This window comes from Streptomyces sp. NPDC048419 (assembly GCF_043200415.1).
Taxonomy (GTDB): Bacteria; Actinomycetota; Actinomycetes; order Streptomycetales; family Streptomycetaceae; genus Streptomyces.
On sequence record NZ_JBICXT010000005.1, the window covers coordinates 140,904 to 163,860 of the forward strand.

General features: G+C 72.6%; 13 protein-coding genes. 3 read left to right on the forward strand and 10 right to left on the reverse strand.

Annotation, left to right across the window (positions count from 1 at the left end; genetic code table 11):
• Nucleotides 1-5: 5 nt before the first annotated feature.
• From nudC to ACGFYN_RS13465, 5 genes are all read right to left on the reverse strand, one after another.
• The gene (nudC, locus tag ACGFYN_RS13445; protein WP_393865947.1) at nt 6-950 is read right to left on the reverse strand and encodes an NAD(+) diphosphatase; all 945 of its coding nucleotides are present in this window, start codon (nt 948-950) and stop codon (nt 6-8) included.
• Nucleotides 951-1,122: 172 nt separating this feature from the next.
• Nucleotides 1,123-2,535 carry a dipeptidase gene (locus ACGFYN_RS13450; protein ID WP_393865948.1) on the reverse strand — a complete coding sequence of 471 codons (1,413 nt, stop codon included), beginning with the start codon at nt 2,533-2,535 and terminating at the stop codon, nt 1,123-1,125.
• A gap of 10 nt (nt 2,536-2,545) precedes the next feature.
• A complete protein-coding gene (locus tag ACGFYN_RS13455; RefSeq protein ID WP_393865949.1) occupies nt 2,546-6,133 on the reverse strand; it encodes a UvrD-helicase domain-containing protein in 3,588 nt (1,195 codons plus the stop codon).
• A 100-nt stretch (nt 6,134-6,233) separates the two neighbouring features.
• Nucleotides 6,234-9,638, reverse strand: coding sequence for an ATP-dependent helicase (locus ACGFYN_RS13460; protein ID WP_393865950.1), 3,405 nt, complete (start codon nt 9,636-9,638; stop codon nt 6,234-6,236).
• Nucleotides 9,639-9,895: 257 nt separating this feature from the next.
• Nucleotides 9,896-10,282, reverse strand: coding sequence for an MGMT family protein (locus ACGFYN_RS13465; protein ID WP_393865951.1), 387 nt, complete (start codon nt 10,280-10,282; stop codon nt 9,896-9,898).
• A 186-nt stretch (nt 10,283-10,468) separates the two neighbouring features.
• On the opposite strand from ACGFYN_RS13465, the gene ACGFYN_RS13470 reads away from it, so the two are divergent.
• The 3 genes from ACGFYN_RS13470 to ACGFYN_RS13480 all read left to right on the forward strand — a co-directional run bounded on the left by ACGFYN_RS13470 (nt 10,469) and on the right by ACGFYN_RS13480 (nt 16,575).
• Entirely contained in the window at nt 10,469-13,234 is a 2,766-nt protein-coding gene (locus ACGFYN_RS13470; protein WP_393865952.1) for a lysylphosphatidylglycerol synthase domain-containing protein, read from the forward strand.
• A 94-nt stretch (nt 13,235-13,328) separates the two neighbouring features.
• Nucleotides 13,329-14,882, forward strand: coding sequence for an alpha/beta hydrolase (locus tag ACGFYN_RS13475; protein WP_393865953.1), 1,554 nt, complete (start codon nt 13,329-13,331; stop codon nt 14,880-14,882).
• Between the two features lie 136 nt (nt 14,883-15,018).
• The gene (locus ACGFYN_RS13480) at nt 15,019-16,575 is read left to right on the forward strand and encodes an alpha/beta hydrolase (protein WP_393865954.1); all 1,557 of its coding nucleotides are present in this window, start codon (nt 15,019-15,021) and stop codon (nt 16,573-16,575) included.
• Between the two features lie 80 nt (nt 16,576-16,655).
• Here ACGFYN_RS13480 and moeZ read toward each other — a convergent pair whose 3' ends face one another.
• From moeZ to ACGFYN_RS13505, 5 genes are all read right to left on the reverse strand, one after another.
• Nucleotides 16,656-17,834: an adenylyltransferase/sulfurtransferase MoeZ gene (gene moeZ / locus ACGFYN_RS13485; protein ID WP_393865955.1), complete on the reverse strand. Its 1,179-nt coding sequence runs from the start codon at nt 17,832-17,834 to the stop codon at nt 16,656-16,658.
• Between the two features lie 63 nt (nt 17,835-17,897).
• Nucleotides 17,898-18,647: a spherulation-specific family 4 protein gene (locus ACGFYN_RS13490; RefSeq protein WP_393865956.1), complete on the reverse strand. Its 750-nt coding sequence runs from the start codon at nt 18,645-18,647 to the stop codon at nt 17,898-17,900.
• Nucleotides 18,635-19,594 carry an NAD-dependent epimerase/dehydratase family protein gene (locus ACGFYN_RS13495; protein WP_393865957.1) on the reverse strand — a complete coding sequence of 320 codons (960 nt, stop codon included), beginning with the start codon at nt 19,592-19,594 and terminating at the stop codon, nt 18,635-18,637. Before ACGFYN_RS13495 ends, ACGFYN_RS13490 begins: the two co-directional genes overlap by 13 nt.
• Before the next feature lie 175 nt (nt 19,595-19,769).
• Nucleotides 19,770-21,029, reverse strand: coding sequence for a hypothetical protein (locus ACGFYN_RS13500; protein ID WP_393865958.1), 1,260 nt, complete (start codon nt 21,027-21,029; stop codon nt 19,770-19,772).
• On the reverse strand, nt 21,026-22,741 hold the full coding sequence (locus tag ACGFYN_RS13505; protein WP_393865959.1) for a DUF3492 domain-containing protein: 1,716 nt from the start codon (nt 22,739-22,741) through the stop codon (nt 21,026-21,028). Before ACGFYN_RS13505 ends, ACGFYN_RS13500 begins: the two co-directional genes overlap by 4 nt.
• Between the last annotated feature and the right edge of the window lie 216 nt (nt 22,742-22,957).

Sequence of the window (22,957 nt, forward strand, 5' to 3'; positions counted from 1 at the left end):
CCGGCTCAGACGAAGCTTCGCGTCGGCAGCGGCTTGCCGTACCACATCTCGATCAGCCGGGCCGCGATGGAGATGCCGTACGGGGGCAGCACCTCGCCGGCCTCGAAGGCGGCGCCGAGTTCGTCCCGGGAGAACCAGCGGGCCTCGTGGATCTCGTCGCCGTCGACGGTGATGTCGATCGAGGTGGCGTGGGCCATGAAGCCCAGCATGAGGCTGGACGGGAAGGGCCAGGGCTGGCTGGCGACGTACTCGACGTCGCCCACGATGATGCCCGCTTCCTCGAAGACCTCGCGGCGCACCGACTGCTCGATGGACTCACCGGGCTCGACGAAGCCGGCGAGGGTCGAGAATCGGCCCTCGGGCCAGTGCACCTGGCGGCCGAGCAGGATGCGGTCGTCCTCGTCGGTGACGGCCATGATCACGGCCGGGTCGGTGCGCGGGTAGTGCTCCGCGCCGCAGGCGGGGCAGCGGCGGATGTGGCCGGCCGCGGCGATGACCGTGCGCTCGCCGCAGCGGGAGCAGAAACGGTGGGTGCGCTGCCAGTTCTCCAGGCCGACCGCGTGCACCATCAGGCCCGCGTCGCGCGGAGACAGCAGCAGACCGGCCTCGCGCAGGCCCGCGGGGCGCGCGGACTGGTCGATACGGCCGGGCAGCCCGTCCTTCTGGAGCGCGAAGTAGCTCACGCCGTCCTCGTCGGTGCCCAGGAAGTAGCGGTGCGCCTCGGTCAGGGGGGCCTCGAAGGAGGGCGTCATGACGAGTTCGGTACGGCCGTCGGCCGTCTCGTCGATGAGGACCTGTCCGCCGGAGACCACGAAGCAGCGGGTCGTGGGGTGGCTCCAGGCCGCCGCCAGCCATGCCTCGTCGAGCCGGTGGTGGGCCGCGCGGTCGATGCCGCTGGGGGCGGTGAGCGAGATGGGGCGGTCGGCGATGTGGTCGGTCCTGGTGGTCACGGGTGCTTCCAACTCCCCCGGTGGAACGGATTGTTTCGGCGGGCGGTTCGGCGGGACGTGCGTCACGGGGTGACCTGACCCGGTGGGGCCGGGCGGTGCGGGCGCAGGTGGTGCGGGGGCGGGGTCTTCACTAGGCCCCTCGCGCGATGCCCCTCCCGACGGCTCGGGGCGCTCAGGGCACATGGCGCCAGGTCTCGGCGAGGTCGCCCCACAGGTACGCGCTGGTCTCGACGCCTTTGAGGAGCAGGTCGAGCTCGACCTTCTCGTTCGGGGCGTGCCAGCCGTCGGACGGGACGGAGATGCCCAGGAAGAGCACGGGCGCACCGAGGACTTCCTGGAGGTCGGCGGCGGGCCCGGAGCCGCCCTCGCGCGTGAAGCGGATCTTCCTGTCGAAGGCGCGGCCCATCGCCCGCACCACGGACTGCAGGGCCGGGTGGTCCAGCGGCGTCAGGCACGGACGCGTGGCCGAGCCGAAGGTGATCTCGTGCCGGATCCCGGCGGGCACCTGCTCGGCGGCCCACGCGCGGACGGCCTTCTCGATGTGGTCGGGGTCCTGGCCGGCGACCAGCCGGAAGGAGAGCTTCACCATCGCCGAGGACGGGATGATCGTCTTGCTGCCGGGGCCCTGGTAGCCACCGCCGATGCCGTTCACCTCGGCCGTTGGGCGGGCCCAGATGCGCTCCAGGGTGGTGTGCCCGGCCTCGCCGTGGCCTGCGTACGACTTGGCGGTGTGCAGCCACTGCCGCTCGTCGAAGGGCAATTCGGCGAAGAGCGCGCGCTCGGCGTCGGTGAGTTCGACGATGCCGTCGTAGAAGCCGGGGACCGCCACGCGTGCGTGCTCGTCGTGCAGGGCGGCGACCAGGCGGGCCGCGGCGGTGGCCGGGTTGGGGACGGCGCCGCCGAAGGACCCCGAGTGGATGTCCTGGTCCGGGCCGTGGAAGTGGATCTCGCACTCGGCGAGGCCGCGCATGCCCGTGCACACCGTGGGAGTGTCCTCGGACCACATGCCGGTGTCGGAGACGATCACGGCGTCGGCGGCGAGCCGGTCCGCGTGCCGCTCGACCAGAGCGCGGAAGTGCGGGGAGCCGGACTCCTCCTCGCCTTCGATCAGCAGCTTGAGGTTGACCGCGGGGGTGCCGCGGCCGGTGGCGGCGAGGTGGGCGCGGACACCGAGTGTGTGGAAGAACACCTGCCCCTTGTCGTCGGCGGCCCCACGCGCGTGGAGACGATTCTCACGGACGACAGGCTCGAAGGGGTCGCTGTCCCAGCCGTCCTCGCGGGCTGCGGGCTGAACGTCGTGGTGGCCGTAGACGAGGACGGTGGGCGCCTCGGGGTCGGCGGAGGGCCACTCGGCGAAGACGGCCGGCGCACCGGGGGTGTCCCAGACCTCCGCGGTCGTGAAGCCTGTCTCCTGGAGTTTGGCGGCGAGCCAGTCGGCGCTGCGGCGCACGTCGGGCGCGTGATCGGGCTGGGCCGACACGGACGGAATGCGCAGCCACTCGGCGAGGTCGTCGAGGAAGGCGGCACTGTGCTGCTCGATGTACGTACGGACGGCGCTGACGGCACTGTCAACGGGCTGGCTCATGGTCACGAGCCTATCGGCCCCCACGGACATCCTCGTTGGGCGGTTCCTCACAGTTTGCTTGCGCGGCCGGGTCCTCCAGCAGCAGCCGCTCCAGTGCGGCCCGGTCCGGAAGGTCGTCCGGTCGTACAACCTCACCCGTGCGCACGTAGACGAACGCCGCGTTGACGGACTCTAGGGGGACGCCCCGCTGCTCGGCCCAGGCGAGCCGGTACACGGCGAGCTGGAGGGGGTCGGCGGAGCGGGTCCGGCTGGTCTTCCAGTCGACGATCTCGTACGTCGCCCCTTCGCCGTCGCCCTCCTTGTAGACGGCGTCGATACGGCCCCGGACCACGCGGCCCGCGATGGCGAGCTGGAAGGACGCCTCCATGCGGTGCGGCGTGCGGTGGGCGTACTCGGTGCGTTCGAAGGCGTCCTTGAGCGCCTCCAGGTCGCGTTCGTCGGCGATCTCCGCCTCGGTGCCGGGCAGCTCCTCCGGCTCCAGCACCGGCAGGGTCAGCTCTTCGAAACGTGCCTCGACCCAGGCGTGGAACCGGGTGCCCCGGCGTGCGGCGGGTTGCGGGGGGCGCGGCATGGGGCGCGCGAGGTCCCGCGCGAAACCGTCCGGGTCAGCGGCCAGGCGCAGAACCTGGGACGCGGTGAGCGACGCGGGGAGGGGAACGTCCGTGACCGCGTCACGCGCGCGCAGGAGCTCACCGGTGAGGGCGTCGAGGTCACGGTCCCAGGAGGCGAGGGTGCGGGCCTCCTCCGGGGTGAGGCGAGCGGGTCCCCGAGCCGGGCGGCGGTCCGGGTGCGGGCGTGCGCCCCCGCGGTGTTCGGTGCCCTCCGGGGGTGACGCCTGGTGCGGGACCGTCGGGCGGGCGGCGGCCCAGGCGTCGTCCCAGTCGGACGGGTTCCCGTCCGCGAGGGCGTCCTCGTCCGCGAGGACATCCCCGTGCGCGAAGGCGTCCTCGTCCGTGAAGGGATCCCTGTCCGTGAAAGGGGCCTCGTCCTCCAGCGGTACGTCGTCGTACGGCGGTTCGTCGTCGTCCGGCGGCGGCCAGTCCGGGTCCTGGTGGTTGTCCGGGTCGTGCGTGGCCGCGGGGTGGCCGTCCTCGTGGGAGGCGAGGTCTTCCAGGTGGGCGAGGACCGTCTCGGCGGCAGCCCGGCGCCGGGTGAGCGACGCCTCGTCAAGGGGCAGGGGCCAGGCCTGCTCGGCGCTCGCCGCGTGCAGGGCCGGATTCTCCTCGTCGTCGGCAGGCTCGTCCGCCCATGCCTCGATCTCGCCGTACCCGGCCTCGCAGTGCTCGTACAGGGCCTCGAGGAAATCGGAGGGACCGCGGGGCTTCTTCTGGGTGGGGCCCCACCAGTGGCCCGAGCCGAGGAGCAGGGAGCGGGGTCGGGTGAAGGTGACGTAGCCGAGGCGCAGTTCCTCGGTGTGCTGGTGCTCCTTCATCTCTTCCTGAAAGGCCTTCAGGCCCCGGGAGTCCCAGCTGCCGACGTCGGGGAGGGTGGCGGCGTCGCCGCGCAGTTCGTGCGGCAGCACCTTGCCCTGGGCGGTCCACCGCTCACGGCCCCGGGTGCTGGGGAAGGTGCCGGTGACCAGCCCGGGGGCGGCCACGACGTCCCACTCCAGTCCCTTGGACTTGTGGGCGGTGAGGACCTTCACGGTGTTCTCGCCGCCGGGCAGGGCGTTGTCGAGGCCCTTCTCGTACTGGGCTGCGGTGCGCAGGAAGGCCAGGAAGGCGAGCAGAGTGGCCTCGCCGTCACCGGCGGCGAACGAGGCGGCGATGTCGAGGAAGTTGGAGAGGGTCTCGCGGCGGCGTGCGGCCAGGGCGTGCGGGGACGCCGACAGCTCCACCTCGAGACCGGTGACGGCGAGCACGCGGTGCAGGACGTCCATCAGCGGGTCGGACAACGACCGGCGCAGATCGCGCAGTTCGGCCGCCAGACGCGCGAACCGCACGCGCGCGTCCGGCGAGAAGGGCAGCCCGTCGTCCTCGTGCTCGGTGTCGAAGGGCATCTCCAGGAAGGTGTCGAGGGCGTCCGCGAGCGAGGTCACCTCCGAGGGGTCGATCCCCTCGACGGCCTCGGCGAGCCGGCGGTCCCGGTCGTCGTCCTCCACGCGCGCGTGGGCGACGAGGAGCCGTGCGCGCCGCCCCAGGAGAGCGAGATCGCGCGGGCCGATGCGCCAGCGCGGGCCGGTCAGCAGGCGGACCAGGGAGGCGTTGGCACCCGGGTCCTGGAGAACCTCGCAGACGGCGACCAGGTCGGCGATCTCGGGGAGGTGCAGCAGCCCGGACAGACCGACGACCTCCACGGGGACGTCCCGGGCGACGAGCGCGCCCTGGATCTCCGCGAAGTCGGTGGCCGTGCGGCACAGGACGGCGATCTCACCGGGCGCCTTCCCGGTGTTCACCAGGTGGGCGACGGAGTCGGCGAGCCACTCGATCTCCTCGGCGTGGGTGGTCAGCAGCGCGCAGCGCACCATGCCGTCGCGTTCGGCGCCGGGGGCGGGGCGTAGTGCCTCCACGCCCGCGTGCATCGCACGCAGCGGCTCCGCGAGGCTGTTGGCCAGGTCGAGCAGGCGGCCGCCGCTGCGGCGGTTCTCGCTGAGCGCCTGCCGGGCGGCGGGCCGGCCGTCGGGGTGCGCGAAGTGCTGCGGGAAGTCGTCCAGGTTCGCGACGGAGGCGCCGCGCCAGCCGTAGATGGCCTGGCACGGGTCGCCGACGGCGGTGACCGGGTGGCCGGTGCCGCCCCCGAACAGGCCTGCCAGGAGGATGCGTTGGGCCACCGACGTGTCCTGGTACTCGTCGAGGAGGACCACGCGGAACTCGTCGCGCAGGAGGCGGCCGACCTCGGGAATCCGGGCGAGCTGCGCGGACAGGGCGATCTGGTCGCCGAAGTCGAGCAGGTCCCGTTCGCGTTTCGCGGCGCGGTAGCGGACGACGAGCTCGGCGAGGTCGCGGCGGGCGGCGGCCGCCTTGGGGACCTGTCGCAGAGCGTCGTTGCCGAGCTTGACGTTCTCCAGGGCGCGCAGCAGTTCGCCGTCGTAGGCGCGCAGCTCGCCCGGTCCCACGAGGTGTTCGGCGAGTTCGGCGTCGAGGGTGAGCAGGTCGCTGACCAGGTCCGCGAAGGAGCGGGTGAGCGCCGGATACGGGCCCGGTGCCTCCCGCAGCACGCGCGCGGCGAGCTGGTAGCGGGTGGCGTCGGCGAGCAGGCGGGCGGTCGGCTCGAGGCCGATGCGCAGGCCGTGGTCGGTCAGCAGGCGGCCCGCGAAGGCGTGGTACGTCGAGATCACGGGCTCGCCCGGCGGGTTGTCGGGGTCGATGACATCCGGGTCGGTGACGCCCGCCTTGATGAGCGCCTTGCGTACGCGCTCGGCGAGTTCGCCCGCCGCCTTGTTGGTGAAGGTGAGGCCGAGGACCTGTTCCGGGGCGACCTGGCCGGTTCCGACCAGCCACACCACGCGTGCCGCCATCACCGTCGTCTTGCCCGACCCGGCGCCGGCCACGATCACCTGTGGAGCGGGCGGCGCGATGATGCAGGCCGTCTGCTCGGGGGTGAACGGGATCCCGAGGAGCTCCTTGAGCTGGTCGGGATCGGTGATAGGGGGCGGCACGTCACAGAGGCTAGCGGCGGCCACTGACAGTGATGTGCCAATCGATCCCGGATCGGAGAGAAGCGCAGGTCAGCACACGTGGTGTCATGGATCACCCGCGTCACTCGACCACGTGCCGCCCCTCGGGCCGGGCGCTGCAGGACGCCTGGAACGCGCAGTGTGCGCAGTGCTGTCCGGCGGTCGGCGTGAATTGTTCGTCGAGGACCTTGCCGGCTGCGGTGGCGAGCAGTTCGCCGACCCACTCCCCTTCCAGCGGTTCCTGCGCCTGCACCTTGGGCAGCGTCTCGCCGCCGTCGCGCTGGGCGGCGCCCTGGCGCAGCTGGACCAGTTCGGCGCCCCCGGACTCGGGGCGCGCTCCGTCGAAGGCGTCGTCGACGGCGCCCTCGCGGACGGCGAGCTGGTAGACGGCGAGCTGGGGGTGGCGCTCCATCTCGCGCGCGGTGGGCGCCTGTTTGCCGGTCTTGAAGTCGACGACGTAGGCGCGGCCCTCGCCGTCGGCCTCGACGCGGTCCATGGAGCCTCGGATGCGGACCTCGTAGTCGCCCGCTCCGAGGGTGACGTCGAAGCCGTGCTCGCTGGCCACCGGGGTGCGCCCCGTGCGGTCCATGACGTGCCACTGGAGGAAGCGTTCGAGCGCCACGCGCGCGTTCTCCTTCTCCTGCGCCGACTTCCAGGGCGCGTCGAAGGCGAGCGCGTTCCACACGGAGTCCAGGCGCTCCATGAGGACGGCGAGATCGGCCGGGGTGTGTCCGGAGGCGACCTCGTCGGCGAGGACGTGCACCACGTTGCCGAAGCCCTGCGCGGTCGTCGCGGGCGCGTCGGCCTTCACCTCGCGGCCCAGGAACCACTGCAGGGCACAGGTGTTGGCGAGCTGGTCGAGGGCGCTTCCGGAGAGCACGACGGGCTGGTCGCGGTTGCGCAGCGGCACCTTGCTCTCGGTCGGCTCGAACATGCCCCACCAGCGGTAGGGATGGGCCGACGGCACGAGGGGGCGGCCGTCCTCGTCGGCGAGCGCGGCGAGTCGCGCCAGCCGGTGGGCGGCGGCCTCCCTGAGGGTGTCCGAGACGCGCGGGTCGACCGTCGTGGCGCGCAGTTCGGCGACGAGCGCGGCGACGGACAGGGGACGGCGCGGGCGGCCGGTGACGTCCCTGGGTTCGGCGCCGAGTTCGGTGAGGAAGCGGGAAGGCTGGTCGCCGTCGTCGGCGGGGGCCTTCACTGCGGTGACGACGAGCCGTTCACGCGCGCGCGTGGCGGCCACGTAGAACAGACGACGCTCCTCCGCCAGGAGCGCGCCCGGGGTGAGCGGTTCGGCGAGTCCGTCGCGGCCGATGCGGTCGGCCTCCAGGAGCGAGCCGCGGCGGCGCAGGTCCGGCCACAGGCCCTCCTGGACGCCGGCTACGACGACCAGCCGCCACTCCAGGCCCTTGGAGCGGTGCGCCGTCATCAGCCGTACGGCGTCGGGGCGTACGGCACGCCGCGTGAGGGTGTCGGCGGCGATGTCCTCGGCCTCGATCTCCTCCAGGAAGTTGAGGGCACCCCGGCCGCCGGTGCGCTCCTCCGCGCGCGCGGCGGTCGCGAACAGCGCGCACACGGCGTCCAGATCGCGGTCGGCGTTGCGTCCCGCCGCACCGCCGCGACGCGCGGACCGCTCCAGGCGGACCGGCCACGGAGTGCCATCCCACAGGTCCCACAGCGCCTCTTCGGCCGTGCCTCCGTCGGCGAGGCGCTCCCGGGCCCTGCGCAGCAGCGCACCGAGCCGCTGGGCGCCACGCGCGTACGTGGGGTCGTGGACCGCAAGGCGCTCCGGCTCGGCCAGCGCCCGTGCGAGCAGTTCGTCCGAGGGCGGCGGCAGGGGGTTGCCGGCGGCCCGCTCCTCATCGCGCAGGGCCCGCCCGAGGCGGCGCAGGTCGGCGGCGTCCATGCCGGCGAGGGGTGAGGCGAGCAGGGTGAGGGCGGTTTCGGTGTCGAGCCACGAGACGGTCGGCTCCTCGGGCGGAACTTCTGTCGCGCCCGGTTCCCCCTCAGCGTCGGAGGACGCCCGCTCGGTAGACCACGCCTCGGAAGACGCCCCTTCGGAAGACCACGCCTCGGAGCACGCCCCCTCGGAGGACGCCGCCGCCGCGGCCACCGCCCGCAGCGCCGTCAGCAAAGGCGCCACCGCCGGCTCATGCCGCAGCGGAAGGTCGTCGCCGTCTATGTCGAGGGGAACGCCGGCCGCGGTGAGGGCGCGGCGGACCGTCGGGATGGTGCGGGAGCCGGCGCGCACCAGGACGGCCATCTCGCGCCACGGGACGCCGTCCTCCAGATGCGCCCGGCGCAGGATGTCGGCGATGTTGTCCAGCTCCGTGCCGGGCGTCGGGTACGTGTACACCTCGACGCGGCCGCCGTCCCGCACCGGGGCGAGCTCGCGGTGCGCGCGGACCTTCTCCGCCGGCAGCCGGGTCAGCGGCATGCGCTGGGTGAGCAGCCGGGTCGCGGCGAGCAGCGCGGCGCCGGAGCGGCGCGAGGTGCGCAGGACCTCGACGGGGGCCGTGCGGCCGTCCGCGCGCGGGAAGGCGCCCGGGAACTCCAGGATGCCGCCCACGTCCGCGCCGCGGAACGCGTAGATCGACTGGTCGGGGTCGCCGAAGGCGACGAGGGTGCGGCCGTCGCCGGCGAGCGCGTGCAGCAGCCGTACCTGGGCGGCGTCCGTGTCCTGGTACTCGTCCACGAAGACGGCGTCGTACCGCGCGGCGAGCTGCTCCGCGACCTCGGGGCGGCGGGCGAGGAGGACGGCGCGGTGGACCAGTTCCGCGTAGTCGAGCACTCCCTGGAGGTCGAGCACGTCGAGGTACTCGGCGAGGAAGGCGGCCGCGGCACGCCAGTCGGGGCGGCCGATGCGGCGGGCGAAGGCGTCCAGGGCAGCCGGGTCCAGGCCCAGTTCACGGCTGCGGGCGAGCACCGCGCGGACCTCGTCGGCGAAGCCGCGGGTGGTCAGGCAGGCGCGCAGATCGTCCGGCCAGCGCGCATGTGCGAGGCCGAGCCGCTCCAGGTCGGTCTGGCCGGTGAGCAGTTCGCGCACCGTCACGTCCTGCTCGGGACCGGACAGCAGCCGCAGCGGCTCGACGAACAGGTCGCTGTCCTGGTGGGCGCGGACCAGGGCGTAGCAGTACGAGTGGAAGGTGATCGCCTGGGGCGCGCGTGCCGCCCCTATGCGCAGGGCCATGCGGTCGCGCAGTTCGACGGCCGCCTTGCGGCTGAACGTCAGCACCAGGATGCGCTCGGGGTCCCCACCACGGGCGATACGCGACGCCACGGCCTCGACCAGCGTGGTGGTCTTGCCGGTGCCCGGACCTGCGAGAACGAGCAGCGGGCCGGCCTCGTGGTCAACCACCGAGCGCTGTGACGCGTCAAGACGAGGGGGATCCGGTCTGGTCGGCGGGGTACGCACCAGCCGGTAAGCGCCACTGTTCCCCTGCCGCACCTGTGGGTGCGGCAGGCGCCTGGTGGAGGAAGAGGAGCTCACGTGGTTCGCCGGTCCTGGTGGTTGTGCTGGTTGTCGGACCACCGTGCGTTCAGGACGGTGGTCGGGGGGTGAGGGGGACTGGTGCTGGCGACGCTACGCCGACGGATGGTGCGGAAGCAGGGCTTCCTCTTCTTCCCTGTCGGCACTCGTGCCCCGTGGGCCCCTCGACCCACGAACGTACGGCATGCCACAAACGTGCCTCGGTTCCCCCGTACGGATCACGGGTCACACGCGGGCCCGCCGGATGGCGGAAGCTGTCAGGTGTGAGCCTCCGCACGTCCGCCGCCGTCCCACCGCGCCCGTCTCATGTCGAGGCGCGGCAGGTGGCCCTCGGCGGCCCTGCTCGCCTCCTTGAGGGGTGTGCCCTCGGTGCGGTAGTGGTCCAGGGCCCGCAACTCGTGGCCCGGCAGCAGCATCCCGTCCGCGCGCACGACGCGCCACCACGGCACGGCTCCGCCGTAGAGGGCCATCACACGGCCGACCTGGCGCGGGCCCCCTTCCTCCAGCCACTCGGCGACGTCCCCGTATGTCATGACGCGTCCGGGCGGGATCAGTTCGGCGACCTCGAGGACGCGCTCGGCATACTCCGGGAGCGCGTCCGGGGGCTCCGGGCGGGCGTCGTGCGCAAGGCTCTCCTCACTCATCCGGCTCATCCTGCCCCATGCCACCGACAGTGTGACGTCGTCGCGACCGTGCGTACGTCTCGCCCCAGGGCGGCGCTTCCGGCAGACTGTGCGCCCCCGCATGTGCACCCTGATACCCCCGCGTGTCGGTGGGGCATGCCACCATCGTGCGGGCGGTGACCGGTGATACGAGATCAAGAAGAGACGATGAAGCAGCAGGGTGCGCACCCAGAGGACGCGGAGAGCACCTCTGACGCTTCGTCGCGCCCGGACACCGGCACCAGCTCCGGATCCGAAGGCGGGACGACGGCTCCGGCAGGCAAGGCCGGCACGTCGAAGGACCAGGGCAGGAGCGAGGACGACTTCCTCGACGAGGTGCACATCGACGAGCTCGAGGGCGACGAACCGCTGCTCCCCGCGCGCGTGCACCGCCCGTCGGACCTGATGCGCCTCATGGTGGGCGTGCTGGCAGTCGCCGTCCTGCTCGCGATCGCCGCGTTCGCGCACGGCACCACCTCGGGCCTCGAACAGGACATCAACAAGGGCACCGGACAGGCGCCCGATCTGCTCATCAAGATCGCGGGCCTGGCCTCCAGCATCGCGATCCTGCTCGTACCGGTCGCCTTCGCGATCGAGCGGCTGATCAAGCGCGACGGGCTGCGCATCGCCGACGGCGTGCTCGCGGCGGTCCTCGCCCACGGAGTGACACTCGCCACAGACCTGTGGGTCGCCAAGGCCGCCCCCGGCTCCATCCAGGAGGCGCTCACCCAGCCCTCCCCCGGCGACATCCACGCCCTCACCGACCCGGTGCACGGCTATCTCGCGCCGGTCATCGCGTACATGACGGCGGTCGGCATGTCCCGGCGGCCGCGCTGGCGCGCGGTGCTGTGGATCGTGCTGCTCCTCGACGCCTTCTCGATGCTCGTCACGGGCTACACGACACCCTTCTCGATCATCCTGACGGTGCTGATCGGCTGGACCGTGGCCTACGGGACGCTGTACGCGGTCGGCTCGCCCAACGTCCGCCCCACGGGACGCACGCTGATGGCGGGCCTGCGGCACGTCGGCTTCCGCCCGGTGACCGCCTCGCGCGAGGAAGTGCCGGAGACGCCGGAGACCGGCGACCGCGGCCGGCGCTACTTCGTCACCCTGGAGGACGGCCCGCCGCTGGACGTGACGGTCGTCGACCGCGAGCAGCAGGCGCAGGGCTTCTTCTACCGCGCGTGGCGCAATCTGACGCTGCGCGGCTTCGCCACCCGCAGCAGCCTCCAGTCGCTGCGCCAGGCGCTGGAGCAGGAGGCCCTGCTCGCGTACGCGGCGATCGCGGCCGGCGCCAACGCGCCCAAGCTCATCGCGACCTCGGAACTCGGCCCCGACGCCGTGATGCTCATCTACGAGCACACGGGCGGGCGCACCCTGGACACACTGTCCGACGACGAGATCACCGACGAGCTGCTGCACGACACCTGGCACCAGGTCCGGGCCCTGCAGTCGCGGCGCATCGCGCACCGGCGGCTGGTCGGTGACGCCATTCTGGTGGATCGTTCCGGCACAGTGATCATCACCGATCTGCGCGTCGGCGAGATCGCGGCCGGCGACCTGCTGCTGCGCATGGACATCTCGCAGCTCCTGGTGACGCTGGGGCTGCGGGTGGGCGCCGAGCGCGCGGTGGCGTCGGCGGTGGGCGTGCTCGGCCCGGACACCGTGGCCGACTGTCTGCCGATGCTCCAGCCCATCGCGCTCAGCCGCACCTCGCGTGCGACCCTGCGCAGGCTGGCCCGCGAGCGGGCCCAGCGCGAGCGCGACGCGGTCCTGGAGGCTTCCCGGCAGCTCAAGCAGGCCCGGCTGGAGGAGGCCTCGGAGGACGGCGAGGCCGTGGCCGAGAAGCCGGACAAGAAGGCCGTACGCGCGGAGCAGCGGGCAGAGAAGCGGGCTCTCGACGACGCGTTGGACGAGGCGCGCGAGGAGGATCTGCTCGCCCAGATCCGTCACCAGGTGCTGCTGATCAGGCCGCAGGCACCGGTCGAGCCCGCCCGCCTGGAGCGGGTGCGTCCGCGCACCCTGATCAGTTTCATCGCCGGCGCCATCGGTGCCTACTTCCTGCTGACGCAGCTCACCCACATCGAGTTCGGTCCCCTGGTCGCGAACGCCCAGTGGGGCTGGGTCCTGGCGGCCGTGGCGTTCTCGGCGTGCAGCTACTTCGCGGCGGCGATGGCACTGCTGGGGTTCGTGCCCGAGCGCGTGCCGTTCCCGCGGGCCGTGGCCGCGCAGGTCGCCGGGTCGTTCGTCAAGATCGTCGCCCCCGCCGCGGTGGGCGGTGTCGCCCTCAACACCCGCTTCCTGCAGCGCTCGGGGGTGCGTCCGGGGCTCGCGGTGGCGAGTGTCGGCGGCTCCCAGCTCTTCGGCCTCGGATGCCACATCGTGATGCTGCTGTCGTTCGGCTATCTGACCGGCACCGAGAAGACGCCGTCGCTGTCGCCGTCCCGGACGGTCATCGCGGGCCTGCTGACCGTGGCGGTGCTCGTCCTGGTGGTCACCTCGGTGCCGTTCCTGCGCAAATTCGTCTCCACGCGCGTGCGCTCGCTCTTCGCCGGTGTCGTGCCGCGCATGCTGGACGTGCTGCAGCGGCCGCAGAAGCTCGTCAGCGGCATCGGCGGCACCCTGCTGCTGACCGCCTGCTTCGTGATGTGCCTGGACGCCTCGATCCGCGCCTTCGGCACCCAGGGGACCTCGCTCAGCATCGCCAGCGTCGCCGTCGTCTTCCTCGCCGGCAACGCGCTCGGGTCCGCGGCCCCGACGCCGGGCGGCGTGGGCGCGGTCGAGGCGACCCTGACGGTCGGCCTGATCGCAGTGGGCCTGCCCAAGGAGGTCGCGGCCCCGGCCGTCCTGCTGTTCCGGCTGCTGACCCTGTGGCTGCCGGTGCTGCCGGGCTGGCTGGCCTTCAACCACCTCACCCGCAAGGGCTCGCTCTAGTACGACCGCCGTCTCGTACGACGGCTGTACGCGCGCGTACCTCGTACGGCCCGTGCCCCGAGCGTCCGGCCCCGCGCCGCAGCAGGATGGGAGCATGCCGAAGCCATCCCGCGTGCGTGCCATCGCCGTGACCGCCTCCGCCGTGCTGCTGTGCTCCCTGCTGGCGGCCTGCAGCGACGACGACTCCGGCAGCGGGGGCGGGGATCTGTCGGCACAGCAGCTCGACTGGAAGGACTGTCCGGCGCCCTCCACCGCGGAGGGCGGCGGTGACGCGCCCTCGCCTCTGCCGCACGGCGGCACCTGGCAGTGCGCCACCATGAAGGCGCCCCTGGACTGGAACAAGCCCAAGGGCGACACGATCGGCCTCGCGCTGATCCGGGCGAAGACCAGCGGCCCGCAGAGCAGGCGCATCGGTTCGCTGGTCTTCAACTTCGGCGGGCCGGGCGGCTCGGGCGTCACCACGCTGCCCTCCTTCGGCCAGGACTACGCGACCCTGCGCACCCGCTACGACCTGGTCAGCTTCGACCCGCGCGGCGTCGGCCGCAGCGCTCCCGTGAAGTGCGAGGACGACCAGCAGCTCGACACGTACTTCCAGCAGGATGCGACCCCGGACGACGCGCGTGAGCGCACCGAGTACGTGGACAGCACCAAGGAGTTCAACGCGGCCTGCGAGAAGAACTCCGAGAAGGTGCTGCCGCACGTGCGTACCACCGACGCGGCCCGCGACATGGATCTGATGCGGCAGGTCCTCGGCGACGACAAGCTGTACTACTTCGGCATCTCGTACGGCACCGAACTCGGCGGTGTCTACGCCCACTTGTTCCCGAAGAATGTGGGCCGCGCCGTCTTCGACGCGGTCGTGGACCCGACACAGGACGCCGAGCAGAGCTCGCTCGGGCAGGCCAAGGGCTTCCAGCTCGCGCTCGACAACTTCGCCGAGGACTGCACCTCCAAGACCACGGACTGCCCGGTCGGTGACACCGCGCAGGACGTCAAGGACCGCATCGCCAAGCTGCTGAAGGACCTGGACAGCAAGCCGATCTCCGGCATCTTCCCCCGCCGGCTGACGCAGACCGCCGCGACCAACGGCATCGCGCAGGCGCTGTATTCGAAGGACTTCTGGCAGTACCTCACCGAGGGCCTGGAGCAGGCCTACCAGGGCGACGGCAGGATCCTGCTGGCGCTGTCCGACTCGCTGAACGGCCGCGACGAGAACGGCGAGTACAGCAATATCGCCGCCGCCAACATCGCCATCAACTGCGCCGACGACAAGGCCCGTTACAGCCCGGGCTTCGTGCAGCAGAAACTGCCGGAGTTCCGCTCGGCCTCGCCGCTGTTCGGCGACTTCCTGGCCTGGTCCATGGTCAGCTGCACCGACTGGGCCGTTCCGGGGGCCGCCGACCACCCCGACGTGAGCGCGCCGGGCGCCGCGCCGATCCTCGTCGTGGGCAACACCGGCGACCCGGCCACGCCCTACGAGGGCGCGAAGAAGATGGTGGACTCACTCGGCCCGGGCGTCGGCGTCGAGCTGACGTACAAGGGGCAGGGGCACGGCTCGTACGACAGCAAGAACAAGTGCGTGCAGGCCGCCGTCAACGGCTATCTGCTGGACGGGAGGGCGCCGAAGGCCGGGACCGTCTGCTCCTGAGAACCGGCGAACAACGGGAAGAATTCGCAGGTCAGAACGTTATCCACAGGCTTCGGCAGGTTTCGCGTGATCCGCCTACGATGGCCTGACAGCCGTCCGCTGCACGATGCGGACGGCCCGCGAGGGGGGAAGGCACATGGCACGACTCGTACGGTGGGCGGCTCTGGGCGCCGCCGCGGCGCTCCTGGCGGGCGGCTGCAGCAGCGGCTCGTCGTCCGACGAGGGCAAGGGCGGTGAGAGGTCGAGCCCGCCACCGTCGTCGCCGTCCCGAACCTCCGGGACGACCGCCGCGCTGCCCTCCTCACTGACCGGGCAGAAGCTCGCCTGGGGCCCGTGCAAGGCCACCGCCGACTCCCCCGCGCCGGGCAGCGACTGGCAGTGCGCGACGCTCAAGGCGCCTCTGGACTGGTCGAAGCCCGAGGGCGACACGATCGGCCTCGCGCTCATCCGCGCCAAGGCGAACGGCGGCAACCGCATCGGCTCTCTCCTGTTCAACTTCGGCGGCCCCGGCGGCTCGGGCGTGTCCATGATGCCCACGTACGCCCCCACGGTGTCCACGCTGCGCGAGCACTACGACCTGGTGAGTTGGGACCCGCGCGGGGTCGCCGCCAGCGAGGGCGTGCGCTGCCGCAGCGACAAGGACATCCAGGCCGCGGAGGACGTGGACGCCACCCCGGACACCCCGGCCGAGGAGAAGGCGTACTTCCAGGACTCCGCCACCTTCGGCAAGGGCTGCGAGAAGGCCGCCGGAAAGCTGCTGGCGCACGTGTCGACGACTGACAGCGCCCGCGACATGGACCTGATGCGCCAGGTGCTGGGCGACACGAAGATGCACTACTTCGGCATCTCGTACGGCACCGAACTCGGCGGCGTCTACGCCCACTTGTTCCCCAGAAACGTGGGGCGGCTGACCCTCGACGCGGTCGTCGACCCGAGCGCCGACACCGTGGGCCAGGCGGAGAACCAGACCAGGGGCTTCCAGCGCGCCCTGGACGACTACCTCAAGTCGACCGGCCAGGACCCGAAGCGGGGCACCCAGAAGATCGCGGACCTGGTGAAGGGACTCGACGCGAAGCCGCTGCCGACCTCCTCCGGGCGGAAGCTGACGCAGTCGCTCGCCCTCACCGGCATCGTCCTCCCCCTCTACAGCAAGGAGGGCTGGCCGACCCTGACCAGCGCTCTGAACGCGGCGGAGCAGGGCGACGGTTCCGAGCTGCTGGCGCTCGCCGACGGTTACAACGAACGCGACGCCTCGGGGCACTACGCGACGACGACCCACTCGCAACGGGTCATATCGTGCCTGGACGACAAGGAGCGGCCGACCGCCGAGGAGACGAAGAAGCGGCTGCCGGCGTTCGAGAAGATCTCGCCCGTGTTCGGGGACTTCCTCGGCTGGGACACGGCGGGCTGGTGCCACAACTGGCCGGTGGCCGGGCAGTTCGACACCCCGGAGGTGAGCGCGTCCGGTGCGGCGCCGATCCTGGTGGTCGGCAACACCGGCGACCCGGCGACGCCGTACGAGGGCGCCCGGAAGATGGCCGACGAGCTGGGCAAGGGCGTCGGTGTGGAGCTCACCTGGAAGGGCGAGGGGCACGGTGCGTACGGAAGCGGGAGCGACTGCGTCGACTCGACCGTGGACGCGTATCTGCTGAAGGGGACCGTGCCGAACGACGGCAAGGTCTGCGCCTCCTAGCCGGGACAGCGGAAAGGGGCCCGGCACCAGTGGTGCCGAGCCCCTCCCGGAACGGCATGCGCCTCGTCGACCGATGCGGTCTAGTAGACCGGCTTGTCCGGCTCGATCTGGTTGACCCAGCCGATCACGCCGCCGCCGACGTGCACGGCGTCGGAGAAGCCCGCGGACTTCAGGACCGCGAGGACTTCCGCACTGCGGACACCCGTCTTGCAGTGCAGGACGATCTTCTTGTCCTGCGGGAGGCTCTCCAGGGCGGTGCCCATGAGGAACTCGTTCTTCGGGATCAGCTTGGCGCCCGGGATGCTGACGATCTCGTACTCGTTGATCTCGCGGACGTCGATGATCTCGATGTTCTCGCCGTCGTCGATCCACTCCTTGAGCTGCTTGGGAGTGATCGTCGAGCCGGCCGCCGCCTCCTGGGCCTCCTCGGAGACGACGCCGCAGAAGGCCTCGTAGTCGATGAGCTCGGTGACGGTCGGGTTCTCGCCGCAGACCGCGCAGTCGGGGTCCTTGCGGACCTTGACCTGGCGGTACTGCATCTCCAGGGCGTCGTAGATCATCAGGCGGCCGACCAGCGGCTCACCGATGCCCGCGAGGAGCTTGATGGCCTCGTTGACCTGGATGGAGCCGATGGACGCGCACAGCACGCCCAGGACGCCGCCCTCGGCGCAGGAGGGGACCATGCCCGGCGGCGGGGGCTCGGGGTAGAGGCAGCGGTAGCAGGGACCGTGCTCGGACCAGAACACCGAGGCCTGGCCGTCGAAGCGGTAGATCGAGCCCCACACGTACGGCTTGTTCAGCAGCACGCAGGCGTCGTTGACCAGGTAGCGCGTCGCGAAGTTGTCCGTGCCGTCGACGATCAGGTCGTACTGGCTGAAGATGTCCATCACGTTGTCGGCCTCGAGCCGCTCCTCGTGAAGGATCACGTTCACGTACGGGTTGATGCCCTTGACGGAATCACGGGCGGACTCGGCCTTGGAGCGGCCGATGTCGGACTGGCTGTGGATGATCTGGCGCTGCAGGTTCGACTCGTCGACCTCGTCGAACTCCACGATGCCGAGGGTGCCGACGCCCGCGGCGGCCAGGTACATCAGCGCCGGCGAGCCCAGGCCGCCGGCGCCGACACACAGCACCTTGGCGTTCTTCAGCCGCTTCTGCCCGTCCATCCCCACGTCGGGGATGATCAGGTGGCGGGAGTACCTGCGAACCTCGTCTACGGTGAGCTCAGCAGCCGGCTCGACCAGGGGTGGCAGCGACACGGGGACTCCGTTGGTCGGTCAATCACTACGGGTGTTCTTGCTGCAACACTGCCACGGCCTTTTTCATTCCGAGACACCCGTTCCGATCCGCGAGACGATGTCGTCCCAGTAGCCGGGCATTGCCTCCCACGGGTCGCACCGACCGCCCTGGTCCGTGCGGTCGGTGAAGTAGATCGTCGCGGCGCCCTGCCAGCGGGCGATGCGCAGTGCCTCCTCCAGATGCGGCAGGGGCACTCCGTGGACGAAGTGGCAGAAGCGCTCGGGCGGATGCTCCGCCGTCCACTCCGCCACCTGCGACCAGCGGTAGTCGCTCCAGGAGCCGCAGAAGGTGACCAACTGGTCTCCGCACTCGAGGTAGCCGGGGTGCGGGTGCGTGCCGTGGCCGAGGACGATGTGAGCGTCTTCACAGAGCGTGCGGAGCGTGGTGACGGTGCGGCGGACCTCGGGGAGCGAGACGCCGTCGGTCGGACAGCGGTCCAGGAGGAAGCCGTCGACCTGGTACCAGTCGATGTGGCGGTGCGCGTCGGAGATCACCTCGCCGAAGGTCCGGGCACCGGACGCGCACTCGAGGTGGCCGAGGACCCGCACGCCCATGTTCCGCAGGCGTCCGGCCGCCTCCAGGCAGTGCGGATCGGGGCGGGCGCCGGGACCGTCGGCCACGTTGAGCACGACCCAGTGCAAGGGCGTCCCCGGGCGCGTGAGTTCGCCCCACTCGGTGGGAGCGACGAGGGGGTGGGCGTAGCCGGGGATGCCGAACCCGGTGCGGACGTCGGTGCTCGCGCTGCCCGCTCTGGTGCTGGTCACATACGGCATGCCGCCTCCATCCAGATGTCGGCGAGGGACTCCTCGAGGTTGATCCTCGGCCGCCAGCCGAGCCGGTCGCGTGCGGTGCGCACGTCGGCCTGCTGCCAGCTGCCGCAGCCGTCCGGGTACGGGTATGCCATCGGGGCCGCGTGGTCCGGGTCGGAGCGCTGGTGGCCGACGGTCGGCCGCAACGGGCCGGGTGGGCCGTCGAGTTCATGGAGGGCGCCGCCGTATCCGGCGACGCGGGCGAGCACGGCCGCGGCGTCGCGCAGCCGGACGGCGCGGCCCGAGCCGATGTTGATGACGCCCTGCGCGGCGGAGAGCGACGCGGCGTGCACGGCGCGGGCCACGTCGCGTACGTCGACGAAGTCGCGCTGGACGCCGAGACCGCCGAGCTTGAGCTCACCGTCGCCGGACTGCATGGCGCGGCGCATGGCCTCGGCGAGCCGGCCGAGCGGCGAGCCCGCGGGGGTGCCCGGACCGGCAGGCGAGAAGACCCGCAGGACGACCGCGTCCAGGCCGGAGCCGAGGACGAGTTCGGTGGCGGCGAGCTTGCTCACGCCGTACGGGCCGCCCGGGCGGGGGACGGCGTCCTCGGCCGTGGAAGAGCCGGGCTGGCTGGGTCCGTACTCCGCGCTGCAGCCGATCTGCACCAGCCGGGCGTCGCAGCCGCTGCGGCGCAGGGCCTCGCAGACGGTGGCGACGGCGACGGTGTTGTGGCGGGTCAGGTCCCGGGCGCCGCCCCGGGTGGCGCCGGCGCAGTTGATGACGACACCGGGGTGGACCGCGTCGAGGAAGCGGGTGAGGGCGCCGGGGCTGCCGGACGCGAGGTCGAAACGGACGTCGGCGTCGTCGCCGCGACCGAGCGCGGTGAGCTGGACGGCCGGATCGGCGAGCAGGCGGTCGGCGACGAAGCGGCCCAGGTAGCCGTTGGCTCCGATCAGCAGGACTCTCATCGGGCGGCTCCCGGGGCCGAGGCGTCGGATCGGGAGGTGATCATCTCGGGTTCTCCTTCGGAGGGAATGGAGCGGTTGCCTCGGGCGGCGGGTCCTGGCGCCTGCGGCAGGTTCAGGGCCCACGTGTGCGGGCGTGCGGGCGACGCGCCCGGGCGCACCGGGGACGGCCGCGGCGTCAGCACGGCCGGTCCGCGGGTGCGTGGGCGGAGGCCCGGGTGAGGGTGCGGGCCGCGTGGATCAGCAGGGCCACGGCGGCCGCCGTGCAGGCGAGGGCCGGGACGCTGCCGGCGCCCCAGGTGTCGGCGGCGGTCTCCACGGGGGTGGCGAGGAAGCCGCACCCGGGCAGACGGGCCGCGAAGACCGACGCCAGGGCGGTCGCCTCTGCGGCCGCGGCGGCCGTGAGGACGAACGCGGGAGCGTGGAGGAATCCGCGCGCGATGAGAAGGCGGGCGAGGAACAGCAGGGCGCCCAGGGTGACGGTCTGGGCGTAGGCCGCGCTCGCGCCCAGGACCGCGCCGCACAGGGCGGACAGAGCCGTCAGGGAGGACAGGAACAGGGCGAAGGTGCCGAGCAGCAGCGGGCGGGCGGAAGCGGTGAACTGCTCCAGACCGCGGCTGGCGCTCAGTCTGCGGCGGGTGCACACGGCGAAGAGGTGCGCGCACCAGGCGGCGGGGGCGCAGGCCAGGGCGAGCGCCAGGACGGGGGCGGTGGCCAGGGGCCAGGGGCCGTCGGCGGCGCCGGTGGGCAGACCGTCGGGGCCTCCGGCGATCGCCACGCGCAGGAGGCCGTCGCCGAGGACGGCGTAGGCGACGAGCCAGCACGTCCACGGCCGGCTGCCGGAGGCGCGCTGCTTGGATCCCGGGGCTGTGCGGTCTGTGGCGCCGAGGGGGCCTTGCGCCAGCGCCGCGCGCAGGGCGAGGGCCACGGCGAGGACACCTGCGGCGGCCGCGATCGTGCGGGCCTGTCCGTGGGTGAGGTGGAGGGCGGCCACGGTCGCGGCGCACAGGGCTCCGGGCAGCAGGGTGAGCACGATCCAGGCGGGGCGAGCCGGTTGGGCCGTGAGGGCCGTGGAGGGCGGGGCCGTCTCCTCGTCGTGGGCGGCGCGCGCGTACATCTCCTCCGCGAGGGAGAACACGTCCCGGTGGCGGAAGCGGGCCGCGGTCCGGTCGGTGACGCCGTGGGCCTCCAGGCCCGCGGCGATCTCCAGAGGGTCCACGGCCCGTTCGCACAACTCGCGGTGACGGTGCATCAGCGTCTTCACCGGGTCGGCGGCGGTACGCCGGAGCTTCGGCAGGCGGCCAGAGGCCTTCGGGTGGGGGCCGGCGCTGCCGTCCGGTGTCTCCGTCTCCTGCGTGGCCCACTCCTGCGAGCGCTCGTCCCACGACTCCGCACCGCCCGGTGCGCCGGGCCTGTCGAGTTCACCCAGACCGCTCATAGCGCCCCCTCCGTGGCCGGTGCCGCGGACCTGGCGCGCACGGGGACGTCCGTCGCCCAGCCGGGGCCGCCACGGGCCACCACGCGGGCGGCCGGGTCGGTCCAGCGACCGGGGACATGGGCCTCGGCGGGGGCGGCGAAGGGCAGGGGCTCCCCGGTCTCGCCGAGGACGACCCGGCGCACCGGGGTGTGCGAGACGATCTCCAGGTAAATGCCGTGAAATGCCGTGGTGTTCTGCTCGACGGTGAACAGTTCGAGCGCACGCGCGCGTGCGGCGGCACCCAGGCGCTCCCGGCGCTCGGGATCGCGCAGCAGCGCCAGACATGCCTCGGCGAGCGCCCGCGGGTTGCGCGGGGGCACGACGAGCCCCGTGCCTCCGATGACCTCCACCACCGCTCCGACGTCCGTGGACACCGTGGCGCGGCCGCAGAACATCGCCTCGACCAGGCTGATCGGGAAACCCTCGACGACGCTGGAGAGCACGGTCACGCCGCCGGCGGCGTACGCCTCGGCGAGGGTCGGCAGCTCCGGGCCGCCGATCTCCTCGAAGGAGACGGGGTTGTCGCCGACGGAGTGCAGCCCCTCGGCCTCGTCGGGGAAGAGCTGTGCGGCCAACGCCCGGCAGTGCCCGAGATAGGCCTCGCCCTCGGGGCCGGCCGGTGCGCCGACGATCCGCAGCCGCGCCTTCGGCTCCTCCTTGCGGACCTCCGCGAAGGCGTGCAGCAGCGAGATCAGGTCCTTGGCGGGCTCGACCCGGCCCACCCAGACCAGCGCGTCGGGGTCGGCGCTCTCGGTGGACTCGCCCACCTCGGCGAAGCGGGCGGCGTCCATGCCCGGGTAGACCGTGCGGACCTTGGCGCGGTCGGCGCCGCAGCGCTCCTGCCATCGGCGGGCGTGCGCGTTGCCGGGCGTGATGACCGTGGCCCGGTCGTAGATCTCGGTGGCGAGCCTGCCGTGGAAGGCGGCGAGCAGGGAGCGCACGGCGGGCGGCGCGTCGGTGGCGGCGAGGTAGTGGGTGCGCAGCCGGACGCCGTACTCGGTCACCAGCAGGGGTACGCCGTGGAAGTGGCGGGCGAGCAGCCCGGGGAGGGCGGCGGGACCGCCGGACGTCGCGTGGCACAGGTCGACCGAGCCGAGACCGTCGTCCTCGTACCAGTCCAACGACAGGGGGCGCAGGGCGCGTTCGAGGTGTGCGGCGACGGCGAGCAGATCCGGTACGCGCGCCTCACGCGCCGCCCGCAGGGCGCCGGGTGCGCGGCAGGCGCGCTCCAGGGCGCGTACGGCGGTCTCGGAGCGGAGCGCTCCCACCAGCCCGCCGTCCTCACGGGCGAGTTCGGCCAGCCCGTACAGCGCGCTGCCGAAACGGTCCGCCTCCACCGCCGGGGTCTGCTCCGCCAAAGCCCCGGCAGGGTCCACGGCGTTTCCCGCGCACAGCGCGGCGGCCAACTCGCCGTAGCACTCCGCGAACCGCCGGCGCGTCCGTCGCCCGAGCCCGGCTCCGCCGTCCTCTGCCGTCCACATCGGCGCCGTACGCACCAGTGCGACCTGCGGCGGCAGCGGGACCCAGCCCTCGCTCTCCTGCCGCTCGGTGCGGCTGAGCGCGTAGATGTCGAACTCGTGCTGCCCGAGCCCGCGCACGAGCCGGTCGCACCAGAGCCTGGCGTCACCGCTCACATACGGATAGCCACCCTCCGTAAGCAGTCCGATGCGCACGAGCGCACCCCCGATCTCCCGTATGGCGAGCCACCGTTGACCCGGCGGCTCGCAGCGGGACGAAGGTATGCGGACAAGGCGGTGGGGGGGGGGGGGGGGGGGGGGGGGGGGGCCCCCCCCGGGGGGGGGGGGGGGGGGTTGTGGGGGGGGTGGGGGGGGGGGGGGGGGGACAGGATGATTAGAGCAAGAGCGAGGAGGCGGGGGCGCACGCCCGCC